The organism is Streptomyces mirabilis (genome assembly GCF_018310535.1).
Classification (GTDB): domain Bacteria; phylum Actinomycetota; class Actinomycetes; order Streptomycetales; family Streptomycetaceae; genus Streptomyces.
Genome location: NZ_CP074102.1, coordinates 7,380,695 through 7,397,261, shown reverse-complemented (window position 1 = coordinate 7,397,261; position 16,567 = coordinate 7,380,695). Strand labels below are relative to the sequence as shown.

15 protein-coding genes are annotated in these 16,567 nt (G+C 71.6%); 3 read left to right on the top strand and 12 right to left on the bottom strand.

Annotated features, from left to right (window positions below; genetic code table 11):
• Positions 1-27 precede the first annotated feature (27 nt).
• Positions 28-732: a DUF5995 family protein gene (locus tag SMIR_RS32715; RefSeq protein ID WP_168490001.1), complete on the top strand. Its 705-nt coding sequence runs from the start codon at positions 28-30 to the stop codon at positions 730-732.
• 58 nt (positions 733-790) lie between these two features.
• A complete protein-coding gene (locus tag SMIR_RS32710) occupies positions 791-1,723 on the top strand; it encodes a TIGR03619 family F420-dependent LLM class oxidoreductase (protein WP_168490002.1) in 933 nt (310 codons plus the stop codon).
• A gap of 38 nt (positions 1,724-1,761) precedes the next feature.
• Here the strand turns inward: SMIR_RS32710 and SMIR_RS32705 are convergent, their stop codons facing one another.
• The 10 genes from SMIR_RS32705 to SMIR_RS32660 all read right to left on the bottom strand — a co-directional run bounded on the left by SMIR_RS32705 (position 1,762) and on the right by SMIR_RS32660 (position 13,508).
• Complete coding sequence (locus SMIR_RS32705; protein WP_168490003.1) at positions 1,762-3,471, bottom strand: flavin monoamine oxidase family protein; 1,710 nt, start codon at positions 3,469-3,471, stop codon at positions 1,762-1,764.
• Positions 3,472-3,532: 61 nt separating this feature from the next.
• A complete protein-coding gene (locus SMIR_RS32700; protein ID WP_168490004.1) occupies positions 3,533-4,321 on the bottom strand; it encodes a carbon-nitrogen hydrolase family protein in 789 nt (262 codons plus the stop codon).
• Between the two features lie 253 nt (positions 4,322-4,574).
• The gene (locus SMIR_RS32695; protein ID WP_248002856.1) at positions 4,575-4,955 is read right to left on the bottom strand and encodes a DUF742 domain-containing protein; all 381 of its coding nucleotides are present in this window, start codon (positions 4,953-4,955) and stop codon (positions 4,575-4,577) included.
• Between the two features lie 7 nt (positions 4,956-4,962).
• On the bottom strand, positions 4,963-5,433 hold the full coding sequence (locus SMIR_RS32690; protein ID WP_249938504.1) for a roadblock/LC7 domain-containing protein: 471 nt from the start codon (positions 5,431-5,433) through the stop codon (positions 4,963-4,965).
• On the bottom strand, positions 5,423-7,768 hold the full coding sequence (locus SMIR_RS32685) for a sensor histidine kinase (protein ID WP_212727712.1): 2,346 nt from the start codon (positions 7,766-7,768) through the stop codon (positions 5,423-5,425). The genes SMIR_RS32690 and SMIR_RS32685 overlap by 11 nt, the downstream gene beginning before the upstream one ends.
• A 150-nt stretch (positions 7,769-7,918) precedes the next feature.
• Positions 7,919-9,454, bottom strand: a complete 1,536-nt coding sequence (locus SMIR_RS32680) for an HAD-IA family hydrolase (protein ID WP_282190301.1) — start codon at positions 9,452-9,454, stop codon at positions 7,919-7,921.
• A 45-nt stretch (positions 9,455-9,499) separates the two neighbouring features.
• On the bottom strand, positions 9,500-10,576 hold the full coding sequence (locus SMIR_RS32675) for an ABC transporter ATP-binding protein (protein ID WP_212727711.1): 1,077 nt from the start codon (positions 10,574-10,576) through the stop codon (positions 9,500-9,502).
• A gap of 3 nt (positions 10,577-10,579) precedes the next feature.
• Positions 10,580-11,458 (bottom strand): ABC transporter permease, encoded by an 879-nt coding sequence (locus SMIR_RS32670; protein WP_212727710.1) that lies wholly within the window; start codon positions 11,456-11,458, stop codon positions 10,580-10,582.
• Positions 11,443-12,354 (bottom strand): ABC transporter permease, encoded by a 912-nt coding sequence (locus SMIR_RS32665; protein WP_212727709.1) that lies wholly within the window; start codon positions 12,352-12,354, stop codon positions 11,443-11,445. The genes SMIR_RS32670 and SMIR_RS32665 overlap by 16 nt, the downstream gene beginning before the upstream one ends.
• Positions 12,351-13,508 carry an ABC transporter substrate-binding protein gene (locus SMIR_RS32660; RefSeq protein ID WP_212727708.1) on the bottom strand — a complete coding sequence of 386 codons (1,158 nt, stop codon included), beginning with the start codon at positions 13,506-13,508 and terminating at the stop codon, positions 12,351-12,353. The genes SMIR_RS32665 and SMIR_RS32660 overlap by 4 nt, the downstream gene beginning before the upstream one ends.
• Before the next feature lie 212 nt (positions 13,509-13,720).
• Between SMIR_RS32660 and SMIR_RS32655 the strand changes: the two genes are divergently transcribed.
• The gene (locus SMIR_RS32655; RefSeq protein ID WP_168490009.1) at positions 13,721-14,461 is read left to right on the top strand and encodes a GntR family transcriptional regulator; all 741 of its coding nucleotides are present in this window, start codon (positions 13,721-13,723) and stop codon (positions 14,459-14,461) included.
• Positions 14,462-14,545: 84 nt separating this feature from the next.
• Here the strand turns inward: SMIR_RS32655 and SMIR_RS32650 are convergent, their stop codons facing one another.
• The gene (locus SMIR_RS32650) at positions 14,546-14,998 is read right to left on the bottom strand and encodes an Lrp/AsnC family transcriptional regulator (protein WP_015661832.1); all 453 of its coding nucleotides are present in this window, start codon (positions 14,996-14,998) and stop codon (positions 14,546-14,548) included.
• Between the two features lie 10 nt (positions 14,999-15,008).
• The gene (locus SMIR_RS32645; protein WP_212727707.1) at positions 15,009-16,475 is read right to left on the bottom strand and encodes an amino acid permease; all 1,467 of its coding nucleotides are present in this window, start codon (positions 16,473-16,475) and stop codon (positions 15,009-15,011) included.
• Positions 16,476-16,567: the final 92 nt, after the last annotated feature.

Here is a 16,567-nt window from a genome sequence, read left to right as displayed (position 1 = left end):
TCAGCCTAGGACTGGGAACCTGCCCCCATGACGCAGTTGGAACAGTTCACCACCCCCGTGGACGCCATCGCCTCCCGGATGCGCACCCTGGCGGCGACCCTGCCGGAGCGGGACGGAATCGCGGTCTTCAACCGCGTCTACCTCACCGTCACGGAGGAGGTCGAACGGCGCCTGGGCGCGGGGGAATTCCCGGACGGCGAGGCCGCGGTCACGCTGGATGTACGTTTCGCCGAGCGCTATCTGCGCGTGGCCGAGGAGGGGTCCCCGCCCGCCTGCTGGCGCCCGCTGTTCCAGTTCCGGCGCCATCCCGGAGTACGCCCGCTGCAGTTCGCGCTCGCCGGCATCAACGCGCACATCGGACACGATCTGGCGCTCGCCGTCGTGGACACCTGTCGTACGCTCCGCTGCGAACCAGCCGATCTGGAGGATGAGTTCGAGCGCGTGGGTGACCTCCTCGTCTCGCTGGAGGAGCGCGTCCGCGAAGATCTGATGCCGGGCCCCGACCTCCTCCAGATCGCCGATCCGCTCACCCATCTGCTCGGCTCGTGGAGCCTGGAGAGGGCCCGCGACGCGGCCTGGTCGGCGGCGCGGGCCCTGTGGGCGCTGCGCGGACTCCCCGACCTCGCCGAGGAGTTCGCCGACCGGCTCGGCGCCGCGGTCGGTCTGGCGGGCCGGATGCTGCTCACGCCCCTGGGGGACCGATCCGGCCATATCGCCGCGTACGGCACGTAACTCACCCTCGTACGCGATACGTTCACGATTCAAATGCCGAATGCGAAGGAGCACAAACATGGCTGCTCGGCTGGGTCTGAGTCTTCCTCAAACACGCCAGTTCGACATCGGTCGTGACGTCCCGGACGTGGCGCGCACGGCTGAGGAGATCGGCTACGAGAGCCTGTGGGTGTTCGAGCGCGCCCTGTTCCCGGACCCTGCCACGCAGGGGCTGTACGGCGTCCCGAACCTGCCCTGGCCCGACTTGTACCGCGGCGTCGCCGAGCCGCTGGTGACACTGACACTGGCCGCGGCCGCCACACGGCGGGCGCGGCTCGGCACCAGCGTCCTGGTCGCCCCGTTGCACGGCCCGTTCCAGCTGGCCAGGGCCCTGGCCACCCTGGACGCGGCGAGCGGCGGCCGGGTCGTGGCCGGCCTCGGTACCGGCTGGTCGCTCGACGAGTACGCCGCGGCGGGCGTGGCGCCGTTCGAGGAGCGGGGCCAGGTCCTGGACGAGGTCCTCGACGTGTGCCGCGCGGTGTGGGGCCCGGACCCGGTGTCGTACGAGGGCCGCCTGACCAAGATCGAGTCGGCTGTGGTCGCCCCGAAGCCGGCCCGGCCGATCCCGATCCTGCTGCCCGCCTTCAGCAAGAAGGCGCTGACCCGGCTCGTGGACCGCGGCGACGGCTGGCAGCCCGTCGCCCAGGGGGGCGCCGACCAACTCGCCGGCCAGTGGCGGCAGGTGCAGGACTTCGCGGCGGAGCGCGGACGCACCGAGCCGATCCAGTCGGTGGCGCGTATCAACGCGCGCTACTCCGCCAAGGCCTACGACGGCGCGGACCGCCAGCCCTTCCAGGGCAACGTCGACCAGATCGTCTCGGACCTGGTGCCGTACGCCGAGATCGGCCTCGACGAGTACTTCGTCGACCTCCAGGACGGCCCGCGGGACGCCGAGGAGCTCAAGGACCTGGCCGCCGAGGTGTACACGGCGGCGCGGGCGGCCGGAATCTGACCGGCCGCCCCACGAAGGCCGGCCCGGCCGGACGGGCCCTAGTCCTCGGGCAGTTCCACCGGCGCGATCTCGTCGTAGACGTCGCCGGGCCCGGGGTTGGTCGGGTCGGTCGCCCCGCCCAGCTGGTGCATGACGCCCCAGACCGCGTTCAGCGCGGTCTGCACGGCGCCCTCGGCCCAGCCGGCCGTCCAGGAGATGTCGTCGCCGGCGAGGAAGATGCCCCGCTTGTCCTCGGGCAGCGCGTCCTGCATGAAGTGCGTGAACAGGCGGCGCTGGTAGCGGTAGTGGCCGGGCAGGTTGGCCTTGAACGCGCCCATGAAGTAGGGCTCGTTCTCCCAGGACACGGTCACCGGATTGCCGATGATGTGCTTCCTGATGTCGACCTTCGGGTAGATCTCGCCGAGCGACTTCAGCATGACCTCCATCCGCTCGTTCGCGGACAGCGGCAGCCACTTCAGGCTGTCGTCGCACCACGTGTACGAGAGGCAGATGACGGCGGGCTTGTCCGGGCCCTCGTCCAGGAGGTAGGTCCCGCGGGTCATGCGGTCGGTGAGCGTCATCGACATGACGTCCCGCCCGGTCGGATTTCCCCTGTCGTCGACGGCCTTGTCCAGCCAGAAGGGCCGGTCGACGGGCACGAAGAGCTTGGAGCTCTCCATGTAGTGGGTCCGCTCCATCGCCGTCCAGTGGTCGATCGGGAAGAGCGAGTCGTCGCAGGCGATCTTGGAGAGCAGCATCCAGGACTGGGCGGTGAAGATCGCCGCCTTGAAGGTGCGGATGTCACCGTTCGCGTCGGTGACGGTGATCCGGTTGCCCGCGGTGCGGTGCAGCCGGGTCACGGCCGGGCGTGGGGCGCCGTCGTGCAGCTTCGCGAGCGAGGTGCCGTAGGCCCAGTGCACGATCTTCTGCGGCTCGCGCTCCCACAGGCGCAACGGCAGCTGCTGGCAGCCGCCGACGATACCGCGGTGGTGGTCGTCGGCCTCGGTGTAGACGACGCGCAGGATCTCGAGGATCGAGTTCGGGAAGTCGGTGTCCCAGCCGCCCGTGCCGAAGCCGACCTGGCCGAAGATCTCGCGGTGCCGGAAGGACTTGAAGGAGTCCGAGTCGCAGAGGAAGCCGTAGAAGGTCTGGTTGTCGAGCTTCTCGACGAGCTTCGCCCAGATCTCGCGGATGCGCGGCACATCGCGCTCACGCATGGCCTGGTTCATGTCGGAGAAGTCGGCGCCCTCTTCGAGACAGGCGTTCCAGGCGTTCATGACGTCGCGGTAGACCTGCGGCAGGTCGTCGACGGTGGTCGCGTAGTGCGACTCGCCCTTGAGGTCGACGACCGTCGAGGGCGTGGATTCCGCGAGGGGGTTGGGGAACGGCCGGGTCTCCAGACCCACCAGGTCGATGTAGTGCTGGAGGGCGGTGGAGGAGGGCGGGAAGCGCATGGCGCCCATCTCGGCGGTGAGCGACGGGTCGCACCCCTCGAAGCCCACGGTCCGCAGGCGACCGCCGATCTGGTCGGCCTCGTAGACGACGGGCTTGAGGCCCATCTTCATCAGCTCGTAGGCGGCCACGATGCCGGACAGGCCGCCGCCGATGACCGCGACCTCGGTGCCGTGCTCGGTCGCGGGTATCTGGCCGAGGCCCGCCGGGTGGGCGAGGAAGTCGTCGTACGCGTACGGGAAGTCCGGGCCGAACATGGTGATCGGCGGCTGCTGCACGTCGGCGTGCTGGACGGCGGTGGGCACCGTGGACGTCATGGGGTACGGACTCCTTGCGGGAAAGCTGGTGAGGGGAGGCGCCGGGGGGAGCGGGCGGATGTCAGACGAGCGACCCGTAGAGGCCGGGGCGGCGGTCCTTCAGATACGGGTTCGCCTCGCGCGAGGCCGCGAGGAAGTCGGGGTCGGCGTCGGCGAGGACGAGTTCCTCACCGCGTCCGGCCCGGGTGCGGGCGATCCCGTCGGGACCGGCCAGCGTGGACAGTCCGACGAACTCGAACTCGCCTTCCGGGCCGACCCGGTTGACGTACGCGACGTACATCTGGTTCTCGAAGGCGCGCACCGGGACGACGGACTCGGCGACGAACTGGAAGGGGTGCATCTGCGCGGTCGGCACGACGAGGAGGTCGGTGCCGGCGAGGGCGTGGGCCCGGACGTTCTCCGGGAACTCGACGTCGTAGCAGATCATGAGGCCGACACGGAGGCCGTTCAGCTCAACCTGGACGACGGGCTGCTCGCCGGGCGTGAAGTGGTCGCGCTCGAAGCAGCCGAAGAGGTGGGTCTTGCGGTAGTTCGCGAGGCGGGTGCCGTCGGCGGAGATGAGCTGTGCGGAGTTGTAGACCGTCTCGCCCTCGCGCTCGGGGTAGCCGTAGACGACGGCGACGCCGTGGCGGGTGGCGATCTCGGCGATCGCGTCCGCGCAGGGGCCGTCGGCGGGGTCGGCGAGGCGGGCGATGTCGTCGCCGATCGCGTACCCGGTGAGGAACATCTCCGGCGCCGCCAAGAGCCCGGCACCGGCAACGGCGGCACGGCCCGCGGCCTCGTCGAGGACCTTCAGGTTCTCGACGACCGAGCCGGGGCGGCCGGAGCTCTGGAGCAGGGCTGTGCGCATGCGTGGTCCTCACGGGTACGGAGGGGTATCGGGGGCTGTCTAGACGGTACGGGCGGCGGGCTCGGGGGGACAAGGCGGAGCCGTTGCGCGCCGGTGGACGAATCGTTGCGTGCGCCCGGCCTTCGGCGGTGATTCGTTGCGCACCCTCGGGCGGGGCCCGAAACCCCCTGAGGCGCAGGTCACAGACACAGTGACGAGCCGTCGCGGGCTCGCCGTGCCGAGCCCTCCCGGCCGCACGGCCCGCGTCCGGTTCTCACAGCGCGCGCAGTCGCTCCACGATCTCGCGCAGCAGCTCGGGGTCGGCCGCCGGGCCGCCCTGATCCGGCCGCCGCGGCGCGTCGATGCGTACGAGACCGGCCTCGGCCAGATCGCCGAGCAGCACGCGTACGACGGTCAGGGGCAGGTCGGCGTCGGCGGCGAGCTCGACGACCGGCCGGGGTCCGTGGCGCACGAGGGCGAGCAGGGCGGCGCCGGCGTGGTCGACCCCCGGCCGGCCCTCGTCCGTCCTCAGGGCGGTGACCCGCGACATCAGATCGATCGTGTGCTGGTCCGAGGGCCGGGTCCGGCCCCGTGTCACGGTGTAGGGCCGCACCATCGACCCGGTCTCGTCCTCGTACCAGTGGTCGTCGGTCACGGCCGGGTCAGGGGCCCGCGGGGTCGGCGGCCGACCGTACGGCGGCGGCCATGTGGCGGCCGACGCGGCGGACCAGCAGCGCCATCTCGTGGGCGAGCTGTCCGACGTCCGTCTGCACCTCGCTCAGGACGGCCAGTCGGCTGCCGTCGCCCGCCGGGGTGATGAAGAGGTAGGCGTCGTCGAGCATCACCATGGTCTGGCGCACCTCCCCCGCGGCGAAGCGTTCGCCGGCCGAGCGGGCCAGGCTGTGGAAGCCGGAGCAGACGGCGGCGAGGTGCTCGATGTCCCGTCGGCGCATGCCGTCCGAGCAGCTCAGCGGGAGGCCGTCGGCGGTGAGGAGCACGGCCTGGCGGACGTGGTCGGTTCTGGCCACGAGGTCGTCGAGCAGCCAGCCGAGGTCCGTGCCGGGCGGTTCGGGGGTGCTGCCCGGGGGCTCGGAGGCCCGGTCGACGGGCTCGGGGGTCTGGTCACGGAGCATCGTCGGCGTCCGTCCCTTCCTCGGTGTCGGTTCGCCGCTCGGATCCTGGCCCGGTGGGCAGGCCCTTGCGGCCGCGGTCGAGGCCGCGCTGGAAGGCACCGAAGACCGCGCGGACCTCCTCGGCGGTGACCTCGCGCTCCGGCGGCTCGTCGGCGGCCGGGCGCTCGGTGCGCAGTTCGGGGGCGAGGGAGGTCTGCCGGACGCGGGTGGGCAGCGCGGGCGGGCTCGCGGCGGGAGCGCTCTGCGGTACGCGGTCCGCGTGCCGCTCAGGTGCCTCCCTCTGTTCCTCGAGGACCGCGGTGCCCTTCCGGGAGCCCTCGGAGGTCCGGGAGCTCTCGGAGGTCCGGGAGCTCTCGGAGGTCCGGGAGGTCCGGGACGGCAGCGTCCGCCGGTCCGTGTCCGCGGCCGGCTCCGGCCGCTCGGGGTCGACCGGCGCGAGGACCGCCTCCGGCAGCAGCACCACCGCCGTCGTACCGCCGTACGGCGACCGGCACAGCGTGACCTCGATGCCGTGCCGTGCGGCGAGCCGCCCCACCACGTACAGCCCGAGCCGGTCGTGCCGGGTCGGGTCGAATTCGTCCGGCGTGGTGAGGGTGCGGTGGGCCTCCTCGATCTGTTCGGGTTCGAGACCGAGGCCCCGGTCGTCGATCTCCAGGACGAACCCGCTCCCGGCCCGGCCCGTGCGCAGGGTGACCTGCGTCTGGGGCGGTGAGAACACGGTGGCGTTCTCGACGAGTTCGGCGATCAGATGGACGACGTCGGCGACGGCGTCCGCCGCTACGCCCACCTCCGGCATCGGCGGGACCACGACGCGCGCGTACTCCTCGATCTCGCTCACCGCGGAGGCCACCACGCGGCCGACGGGCACGGGCCGGCGCCATCTGCGGCCGGGCGCCGCGCCGGAGAGGATGATCAGGCTCTCCGCGTGGCGTCGCATCCGGGTGGTGAGGTGGTCGATCCGGAACAGGTCGTCCAGGACGTCCGGGTCGTCGGTGCGCCGCTCCAGCGTGTCGACCAGTTTGAGCTGGCGGTGGACGAGGGCCTGGTTGCGGCGGGCGATGTTGAGGAGCACCGCGAACAGCCCGCGGCGCAGGGTGGCCTGCTTGACGGCCGCCTCGACGGCCGCGAGGCGGGCGGTGTTGAAGGACCGGCCGACCTGGCCGATCTCGTCGGCTCCCGCCTCCCCATCGGCCAGGGGTGGGGCCTCGGTGGCGGCGTCCACGTCCTCGCCCGCGCTCAACCGTCGCATCACGTCGGGCAGTTGGCGTGCGGTGAGGAGGTCGGCGGCGTCCCGGAGGGTCTCCAGACGGCGCGAGATGCGCCGGGCTCCGCGCACGGCGAACCACAGGGACAGTCCCACGGCCGCGAGTCCGAGTACACCGACGGTCGCCGCCTTGGCCAGCTCCCGGTAGGCGAAGGCCCGTCCGCGCTCTGCGGAGTTGACGGCCGACCGCGTGCACAGCTGCATGTACCGCTTGACGGCCCGGTCGGTGGTGGTGCGCCAGGAGCCGGCCGCGACGGCCTCCCCCGCATCCCGCGCGCCGGCCCGCAGCAGGGCGTCCTCGCCTCGGGTCAACTCCCGGTACAGGGAGCCGCGCTGGAACTCCTCGAAGAGGCCGCGCGAGTCGGCGGGGAGGTCGGGCACGTACGTCCGCTCGAAGACCCGGCGGTCCTCGATCGTCGCGGTGAGCGTGTCGTACTGGCGGTCGGTGAGCGATCCGGCGGCCCGCGCCCCGGCGACGAGGGCGTCCTCCCGCGAGACGAACTCCCTCACCCGCACCAGCTCGATGACGACCTGTGCCTCGCGCGCCAGCTGTCCGGCCTGCAGCGCGGTGAGGGCGGACTGGACGTCGAAGCCCGGCTCCACGAGGGCGCCGTACTCGGTGACCGCCCGGTCCCAGCTGATGGCGCGGGACAGCACCCGCTCCCGCAGCCCCTCCAGCCCGTCGAAGGAGCGCAGCACGGCGTCGAGCACCTGCCGCTGTCTTACCGAGAGCCGCCCGCGGTCGCCGTCCCGGATCGCCGTGCGCATGGCGGTCACGGCGCGGTCGGTGCGGCGCTGCTGCTCCATCAGGTCGAGGGCCGCCGCCGTGCCGTGGTCCGCGCCCAGGTAGGCGGCCGCGAGCCGCCGTTCGATCTGGATCTGGCCGACCGCCGTGTCGACGGGCGTCCCGAAGTCGTCGTACACCCCCTGGACCCGGACGAGCGCGCGCAGTTCGCCGGTGACGGACACCATGGCGAAGCTCCACAGCACCATGAGGGCGACCACCGGTGCGAGCGCGAGCGCCACGATGCGCGTACGGACCGTGGTGGGACGGCCGAAGGACCAGCGCATGGACTCCCCAGGACGACAGGACGGTCGGGTGGCCGGGCGACGGTTGGTTACCCATCGGTGTTACTCGCTGGTAGCGGCGCGGATCAACCTACGTGATGGCGCGCCCGCATCGCAATGGCTTCCTCATGGCTTCCTGGACTGACTCTCGGTTCAGTGCGCGGACGTGCCCGGCCGGTCGGCGGGTTCGGAGGCGTCGGAGGGGTCGGCGCGGGGCACGGCGAAGGTGGTCACGACCGCGGCGTGGTCCGAGGGCCAGTCGTTGCCGGCGACGTCGGGCCAGGGTCGCGGCGTGCCGGTGACGAGCGCCCGGGAGTCGAGCACGGTCAGCCCCCGGTGCAGCACGAAGTCGATCCGGTCCTGCGGCTCGGGCCGTCCGCTGCCGTCCTCGTGCTCCACGTGGACCGGCGACCAGGTGTGTCCGGGCTCCCGCACGGGGTCGGGGTGGGCCTCGCGGTAGGAGTCGCGCAGGCCGGCCTCCTCGGCGGCCCTGGTCACGGGCCACTCGACGTCCGGCCGGTCCAGGTGCGAGGGCGCGTTGAAGTCACCGACCAGGACCACGGGGACCGCCTCGGTGGCGGACTCGGAGATGCGCCGCAGGATCTCCCGCATCTGCTCCAGCCGGACGCCCTCGTGAGCGATGAGTTCGGCCGCCGGGAGCCCGTCGAAGCGGGCCTCGTAGGGGCCGTACGGCGTGTAGTCGAGGTGGGCGCTCCAGACGTCCACCTCCTGGCCGCCGTCCAGCCGGACGCGCACTCCGGTGCCGCCGTAGAAGCCGACGTCCGGGTCGCCGTGACGGGCGGTGATCGGGTAGCGGCTGATGACGCCGAGGTTCTCGCCGGCCCGGTGGTGGTGCCAGCCGAGCGCCTCGGCGAGTTCCTGTGCCGAGGTGCCGTAGGTCTCCTGGAGGCCGACCACGTCCGCGCCGGTCTCGGCGATGACCTTGAGCTGCTTCTCGCGGTGGTCGTCGACCTTCGTCCCGCCGTACCAGAGGTTCCAGCTCATCACCCGCAGCTCGCGGGGCGCGACCATGGCGCGCAGCCGGGCCGGGGTCACCTCCTCCAGGCTGGTCAGTACGGTGCGTCCGGGTACGGAGTCGATCGGCGCGAGCGAGGGCACGGCGAGCACGGCACACCCCGCGGCCTCGGCGGACGCCACACCCGTCTCGGTGTCCTCCACGGCCACGCACGCGGCGGGGTCGACACCGAGGGCACGGCAGGCGGCGAGGTAGGGGTCGGGGGCGGGCTTGGTGTGCTCGGTGTCGTCGGCCGTGACGGAGACCGCGAAGTGCTCGGCGCCGAGGGCCGCGAGGACGGTGTCGGCGACGGCGCGCGGCGACGCGGTCACGAGGGCGGTGGGGACACCCTCGCGGACCAGTTCACCGAGGAGCCGCAGCGCGCCCGGGCGGGGCACGATGCCGGTGCGGACCCGGTGCGCGAACTCCCGGTGCAGTTCGGTGGCGATCTCCCGCGCCTCGGCGCCCGTGACCTGGCCCAGCCAGGCGGCGGTGTACTCGACGGGCCGGCCGAGCACCTCCGGCTGGTCGGCCCCGGTCAGCCGGCGTCCGAGCCCGTCGGCCACCTGCTCCACCGCCTCCCACCACAGTCGCTCGGTGTCCACGAGCGTGCCGTCCATGTCGAACAGGACTGCCTGGAGGGGGAGTCGGCGGGAGGTGGTGCGGAGGGTCACGGTGCTCTCTTTCACTCGGCGTAACTCAGTGGGGGGATGCATCTGTTAATGCGAGCGCTCGGCGACCAGCACCGGCCGCTCCGGCAGGCTCACGGTCACGGCGGCGCCCGAGCCGAGCCCGGCGGCCTCGTGCGTGGGCAGGTCGGCCTTGACCTCGGTGGCGTCCGGGAGCCGGACGGTGACGCGGGTTGCGGCACCGAGGAAGGCGGTGGCGACGACACGGGCGGTCCCGGCGTCGTCGGCCCGTACCCGCACCGCCTCGGGCCGTACGAGCACGTCGATCTCCGTCGCGGCGGGCGCGTCCCCGTCGACCGGCAGCCGCTGTCCGAGCACCTCGGCCACGCCGGAGTCCAGCCGTCCCGGAATCCGGCTCATCGTGCCGACGAACTCGGCGACGAAGGCGGTCGCGGGCCGCCCGTACAGCTCGGCGGGCGCGGCACACTGTTCGAGCCGCCCGGCCCGCATCACGGCGACGCGGTCCGCCATGGACAGCGCCTCTTCCTGATCGTGTGTCACGAACAGCGTGGTGATGCCGAGTTCCTGCTGAAGCCGGCGGATCTCCTCGCGCAGGGTGAGCCGCACCTTGGCGTCCAGGGCGGAGAGGGGCTCGTCGAGCAGCAGCACGCGCGGACGCAGGGCGAGTGCGCGGGCCAGTGCGATGCGCTGCTGCTGGCCGCCGGAAAGCTGGTGCGGGAACCGCTCGCCCTTGTCGGCGAGTCCCACGAGGTCGAGCAACTCGGCCGCGCGGGAACGCCGTTCGGCGGTACGCACCTTGCGCATCCGCAGCCCGAAGGCCACGTTGTCGAGGGCACTGAGGTGCGGGAAGAGGCTGTACGACTGGAAGACCATCCCCGCGTCGCGGCGGTGGGCCGGGACCCGGGTGACGTCCTCGCCGTCGACCAGCACCTCGCCGGAGTCGGGGTGTTCGAACCCGGCGAGCATGCGCAGCGCGGTGGTCTTGCCGCAACCGGAGGGGCCGAGCAGCGCGAGGAGTTCGCCGGGCCGGACGGTCAGATCGAGGCCGTCGAGGGCGACGGTCGGGCCGAACTCCCGCCGCAGGCCCCGGAATTCAACGGTGGCGGCCTTGGCGCCGGCGGCCTTCTCAAGCGTGGTGACGGTCATGGTTCATCCCCGGGATGCGGAAGCGGAACGGGAGCGCCCGCCGAGCCCGGCGAGCGAGAGGAGCAGGGCCCAGGTGACGAGCAGGCTGAGCACGGAGACGGCGACGGAGAGCTGGGCCTGCGAGCCGCCGACGCTGTAGATCCACACGGCGAAGGGCTGGAAGCCGAGCAGCTGGGCGACGGTGAACTCGCCGAGCACCAGGGCCAGCGTGAGGAAGGAGGCGTTGAGCAGTGCCCCGCGCAGATTGGGCAGCACGACCCGTACCAGCGCCTGCGGCCAGTTCGCCCCGCAGCTGCGCGCGGCCTCGACGAGGGTGCGTACGTCGACGGCGCGCAGCCCGGCGTCCTGGGCCCGGTACACGAACGGCAGCGCCATCACTACGTACGCGAGGACGAGCACGAACGGAAAGTCGGGGTTCTGGAGGGCCACGAACGTCTCGAACAGTGGGGTGCGGGAGAGGTGTTCGGGTCCCCACTTGAGGACCGTGGCGATCCCGGCGACGAAGGCGATCGGCGGCACGACCAGCGGCAGCGAGCAGATCACCTCCACCACGGGCCGCAGCTTCGGGGCACCGAGCCGCAGCGCGACCATCGCGGGCACCATCAGCAGCAGGACCACGGCGATGGTGGCGGCGGCCAGTTCCAGCGACAGCAGCAGGCTGGAGCCGAAGCCGTCGGCGGAGACGATCTGGCGGTACGCGTCGAAGGTGATTCCCTGGTTCGGCACGTCGACCGTGAAGATCACGGACGCGGCGAGCGGGACCAGGAAGTAGAGCCCGGCGCAGACGAGGACGACCCCGCGCCAGGGGCGTACGCGTACGGACTTGTTCGCCCCGCGGGCGGGCTTCAGGACCCGAGCGGGATTGTTCAGGCTTCCAGCCATCGCGCGCTCCGTCGTTGCAGGGGCAGGTACACGGCCATGACCAGGCCCGCGATGAGGACCATGTCGAGGCTGAGGGCGAGCGCCACGTTCTCCTGGCCGACCAGGACGTTGCCGGAGATGGCGTCGGCGATCTGCAGGGTGACCAGCGGGACCGCACTGCCCACCATGGCCGCCGCGGTGGCGTACGCGGCGAAGGCGCTGCCGAAGAGCAGCACGAGGCCGCCGAGCAGGGAGGGGGTCAGGACGGGGAGGGCGACGTGCCGCCAGTACTGGATTCCGGTGGCGCCGTTGTTCTGGGCGGCCTCGCGCCACTGGGAGCGCAGGCCGTCCAGGGCGGGCGTGATGGTGAGGACCATCAGCGGGATCAGGAAGTACAGGTAGACGATGACCAGGCCCCAGAAGCTGTAGAGGTTCCAGCCCTTGTCCTTCAGGCCCAGGTGCTCGGTCAGGACACCCGCGTTGCCGAGGGTGGCGACGAACGCGAAGGCCAGCGGGACGCCGCCGAAGTTGGCGAGGACGCCGGACGCGGTGAGGACCGCCTCGCGCAGGGCGCGGAAGCGGGAGGTCACCACGGCCTGGGCGAGCGGCAGTCCGAGGACGGTCGCGATGCCCGCGGAGACCGCGGACAGCTTGACGCTGCCGATCAGGGCGGTGAGGTAGGCGCCCTGGAGCGAGTCGGTCAGGTTGGCCGTGGTGTACGAGGTGGCGCCGGTCGTCTGGTCCTTGACGGTGAAGGCGCCGTTCAGCATGGCCAGGGCGGGGATGCCGAAGGCGATCGCGACGAAGACGAGCAGCGGGAGCACGGCGAGCCAGCCGGGGGCGCGGCGCCGCCGCCGCCGGGAAGCGGCGGCGGCGGGCGTCACCTCGGCCTCGGCCTCGGTGAGGACGGTGGTCATCCGGAGACGGCCTTGCCCCAGCCCTGCGCGAGGACCGTCTTGGCCTTGGCCTGCTGGGCCTCGGTCGGGAAGCTCGGCGTGCCGGAGACCGCGGGGAGTTTGGCCGCGGCGGTCTTGTCGAGGGTGCCGGCGGTCTGCATGGCGGTCATCAGGGCCGGGCGGGCGTAGCCCATGAGCCAGAGGTTCTGGCCCTCGGCGCTGTAGAGGTACTCCTGCCACAGGCGGGCGGCCGCCGGGTGCGGGGCGTCCTTGTTGATGGCCTGGGAGTAGTACTGGGAGAACTTGCCGTCCGAGGGGACCGTGACCGTCCAGTCGACGCCCTTGGACTTGAACTCGTCGGCGTAACCGGCGTTCAGGTAGTCCCAGTCGATGCTGATCGGGGTCTCGCCCTTCTCGACGGTGGCCGGGGTCGACTCGACGGGCGTGTAGTTGCCGTTCTTCTTCAGCTTGGCGAAGAAGTCCAGGCCGGGCTGGATGTCGTCGAACGAACCACCATTGGCGAGCGAGGCCGCGTAGACACCGCCGAAGGCCGAACCGGACTTGGTGGGGTTGCCGTTGAGGGCGACCTGACCCTTGTACTCCGGCTTGAGCAGGTCCTTGAAGGTCTTCGGGCACTCCTTGACCTTCTTGGCGTCGCAGCCGATGGAGATGTAGCCGCCGTAGTCGTTGAACCAGCGGCCCTGCGCGTCCTTCTGCCCCTCGGGGATGTCGGCGAAGGCGGTCACCTTGTACGGCGCGAGCAGCCCCTGCTGGGCGGCGCTGAGCGCGAACGAGCTGCCCAGGTCGAGGACGTCCGGGGCACGGTCCTGCCCCTTCCTCGACGTCACGGCGTTGATCTCGTCCTGGCTGGAGCCGTCCGGGTTCTCCACCTCGATCTTGATGCCGTACTTCTTCTTGAAGCCGTCGATCAGGGCGCCGTAGTTGGCCCAGTCGCGGGGCAGGGCGATCGCGTGCAGCGTGCCCTCCTTCTTGGCGGCCTTGACCAGGGCGTCGAGGCCGCCGAAGTCCGCGGCGGAGGTCGCGGTGGCCGCGCTCTTGCCGTCGGCGGTGGTCGACTTGTCGTCGGGGGCCGCGCCACAGGCGCTGAGGGCGAGGGCGGCGGCGACGGCGAGGCCGCCGGTGAGGACGGCGGTCCTCGGCAGGAACACGGTCACGGTCTCTCCAGGAGTACGCACGAGGGTTCGGGTAGTGCGGAGAACTTGTCTGAACAAGTTGGCCCCAGTAGGCCCGGCGTTGGTGTCCTGTTCGTAAACTTTGGCGAAACCGTGACCCTTGATTCCCTGCACAATCCCGGCCCGCGCCGATCACCTTCGGATCTCGATTAGGCTGGTCACGCTGTGCACAGCAGTCGAGTCAGAGGGGAAGCATGCCGGCGCGACACGAGGAGATCGCCGATGAGCTGCGGCGGGCGATCGACCGCGAGGAGTACACGGTGGGCAGTCTGCTGCCCGCGGAGACGGACCTCGCGGCCCAGTACGGCGTGGCGCGCGGCACGGTCCGCCAGGCCGTCGCGGCCCTGACCGCCGAGGGCCTCATCGGCTCCCGCCAGGGCGCCCGCCGGGTAGTCCTCGCCAGCCGTCGCAGCCAGAGCTTCGCCGAACTGCGCAGCTTCGCCCAGTGGGCGCGCGCGATGGGCCGGGAGGCGACGGGACACGTCGTCGAGCAGGAGCACCGCCCGGCGACCGCGGAGGACGCCGTGCGCCTCCAACTCCCCGAGGCATCACCGGTGTTGCACGTCCTGCGGATCCGCGGCCTGGACGGCGAGCCGGTCCTCCTGGAACGGACCGTGTACGCGGACTGGATCTCCCCCGCCGTCGAGGCCATCGAGCCCGACTGCCCCTCGGTCACCCAGCGGCTCTACGAGGACACCGGCCTGGTCTTCGCCTACGGCGAGCACGTCATCGACGCGGTGGCGGCGGGCGCCCAGGACGCCGACCTCCTCGGCGTCCGCCGCACCAGTCCCCTCCTGAGGGTCCGCCGCGTCACCACCACCCGCGAAGGCCGCCCGGTGGAATGGTCCGACGACCGCTACCGCTCGGACGCGGTGAGCTTCAGCGTCCACAACTCGATCGGCAACAACGCGCTGGCCCGCAAAACAGCGGAGTGAGGTGGAGCGCCCCGAAGGGGCGCGGGGGACTGCGCGCCCAGCCACACACAACCCGCAGCCGCCGCCCAGCCCCCCAGCGCCCCCTTACGTGGGCGACCCGGACGAAAACCGCCGCAGCAACGGAGACAACACCAGCACCGACTTCGTACGCTCCACGAACGGCTCGCCCGCAATCCGCTCCAACACCCGCTCGAAGTGCCGCATGTCGGAAGCGAAGACCTGCACCACCGCGTCCGCCTCCCCCGTGACGGTGGACGCGGCCACCACCTCCTGATACCGCTCCAGCCCCCGCTGAATGGTCTCCGGCGAGGTGTTCCGGCGGCAGTAGATCTCGACGAACCCCTCCGTCTCCCACCCCAGCGCCGCCGGATCCACCCGCACGGTGAACCCGGTGATGGCACCCGTGGCCCGCAGCCGGTCCACCCGTCGCTTCACGGCGGGCGCGGACAGGCCGACCAGTTGGCCGATGTCGGCGTAGGAGCGGCGGGCGTCCTCGGCGAGGGCGTGCACGATGCGTTCGTCGAGATCGTTCAGCACTGCGGGTGTTTCACTTTTCTGATGGCGCGAGACGGGATCGGCGGTAGCCGTAACTGAAGTAGAACACGAGCCCGGCGGCCATCCAGACTCCGAAGACCACCCAGGTGACGGCCGAAAGGCTGCCCATCATCCACACGCACAGGGCGAAGCCGATCGCGGGCAGCACCGGCGACAGCGGCACCCGGAAGGTGCGCCGCATCTCCGGGCGCGTCCGGCGCAGCACCACGACGGCGACATTGACCAGCGCGAAGGCGAAGAGGGTGCCGATGCTGGTGGCGTCGGCGAGCTGGCCGAGCGGGATCGCGGCGGCGAGGACACCGCAGAACAGCGAGACGATCACGGTGTTGGCGCGAGGCGCGCCGGTCTTCGGGTGGACGCGCGAGAACACCTTGGGCACGAGCCCGTCGCGGGACATGGCGAACAGGATGCGGGTCTGACCGTAGAGCACGGTCAGGACGACGCTGGCGATGGCGATGACGGCACCGGCGGCGAGCAGCGTGCCCCAGAAGGTCTGCCCGGTGACGTTCTTCATGATCTCGGCGAGCGCTGCCTCCGAGTCGTTGAACTTCCGCCAGGGCTTCGCGCCGACGGCGACGGCCGCGACGACGACGTACAGCGCCGTCACGATGACCAGCGAGAGCATGATCGCGCGGGGCAGGTCGCGCTGCGGGTTCTTGGCCTCCTCACCTGCGGTGGAGGCGGCGTCGAAGCCGATGTACGAGAAGAACAGCGTGGCGCCGGCGGCGCTGACGCCCGCCATGCCGAGCGGCATGAAGTGCTCGTAGTTGCCGGACTTGAAGCCCTGGATGCCGATCGCGCAGAACAGCAGCAGCGCGACGATCTTCACGGCCACCATGATCGTGTTGGCGCGTGCGGACTCCTTGGCGCCACCGAGCAGGAAGGCCATGGCGAGCATCACGACGATCAGGGCGGGCAGGTTGAAGATGCCGCCGTCACCGGGAGGTGCGGAGAGCGCGTCCGGGATGGTGACGCCGATCGTGCCGTCGAGCAGTTCGTTGAGGTACTCGCCCCAGCCGACCGCGACGGCGGCCACCGACACGCCGTACTCCAGGACCAGACACCAGCCGCAGATCCAGGCGATCAGCTCACCCATCGTTGCGTACGCATACGAATACGAGGATCCTGCGACCGGGATGGTGCCGGCCAGCTCGGCGTACGAGAGGGCCGAGAAGAGCGCCGTGAGGCCGGCGATCACGAAGGAGAGGGTGACCGCGGGTCCGGCCTTGGGGACAGCCTCGCCGAGGACCACGAAGATGCCGGTGCCGAGGGTGGCACCGATGCTGATCATGGTGAGCTGCCACAGCCCGAGGGAGCGCCTGAGCGAGCCTCCCTCGCCCTGGCCGCCCTCGGCCACCAGGCGTTCCACGGGCTTGCGGCGCATGAGGCGCGCGCCGACACCCGGGGACGGTGCGGCGGACTCTGTGCGGGACTGCGGGGGTGCGCCTTGATCGAGCACTCGGTGGCTCCTTCATCGCTGCCGGTCGATACGGCGGGGACCGGCGGCGCCCCTGGCAGCAGGGACCCACCGAGCGGGGTCCCCGCCACGCC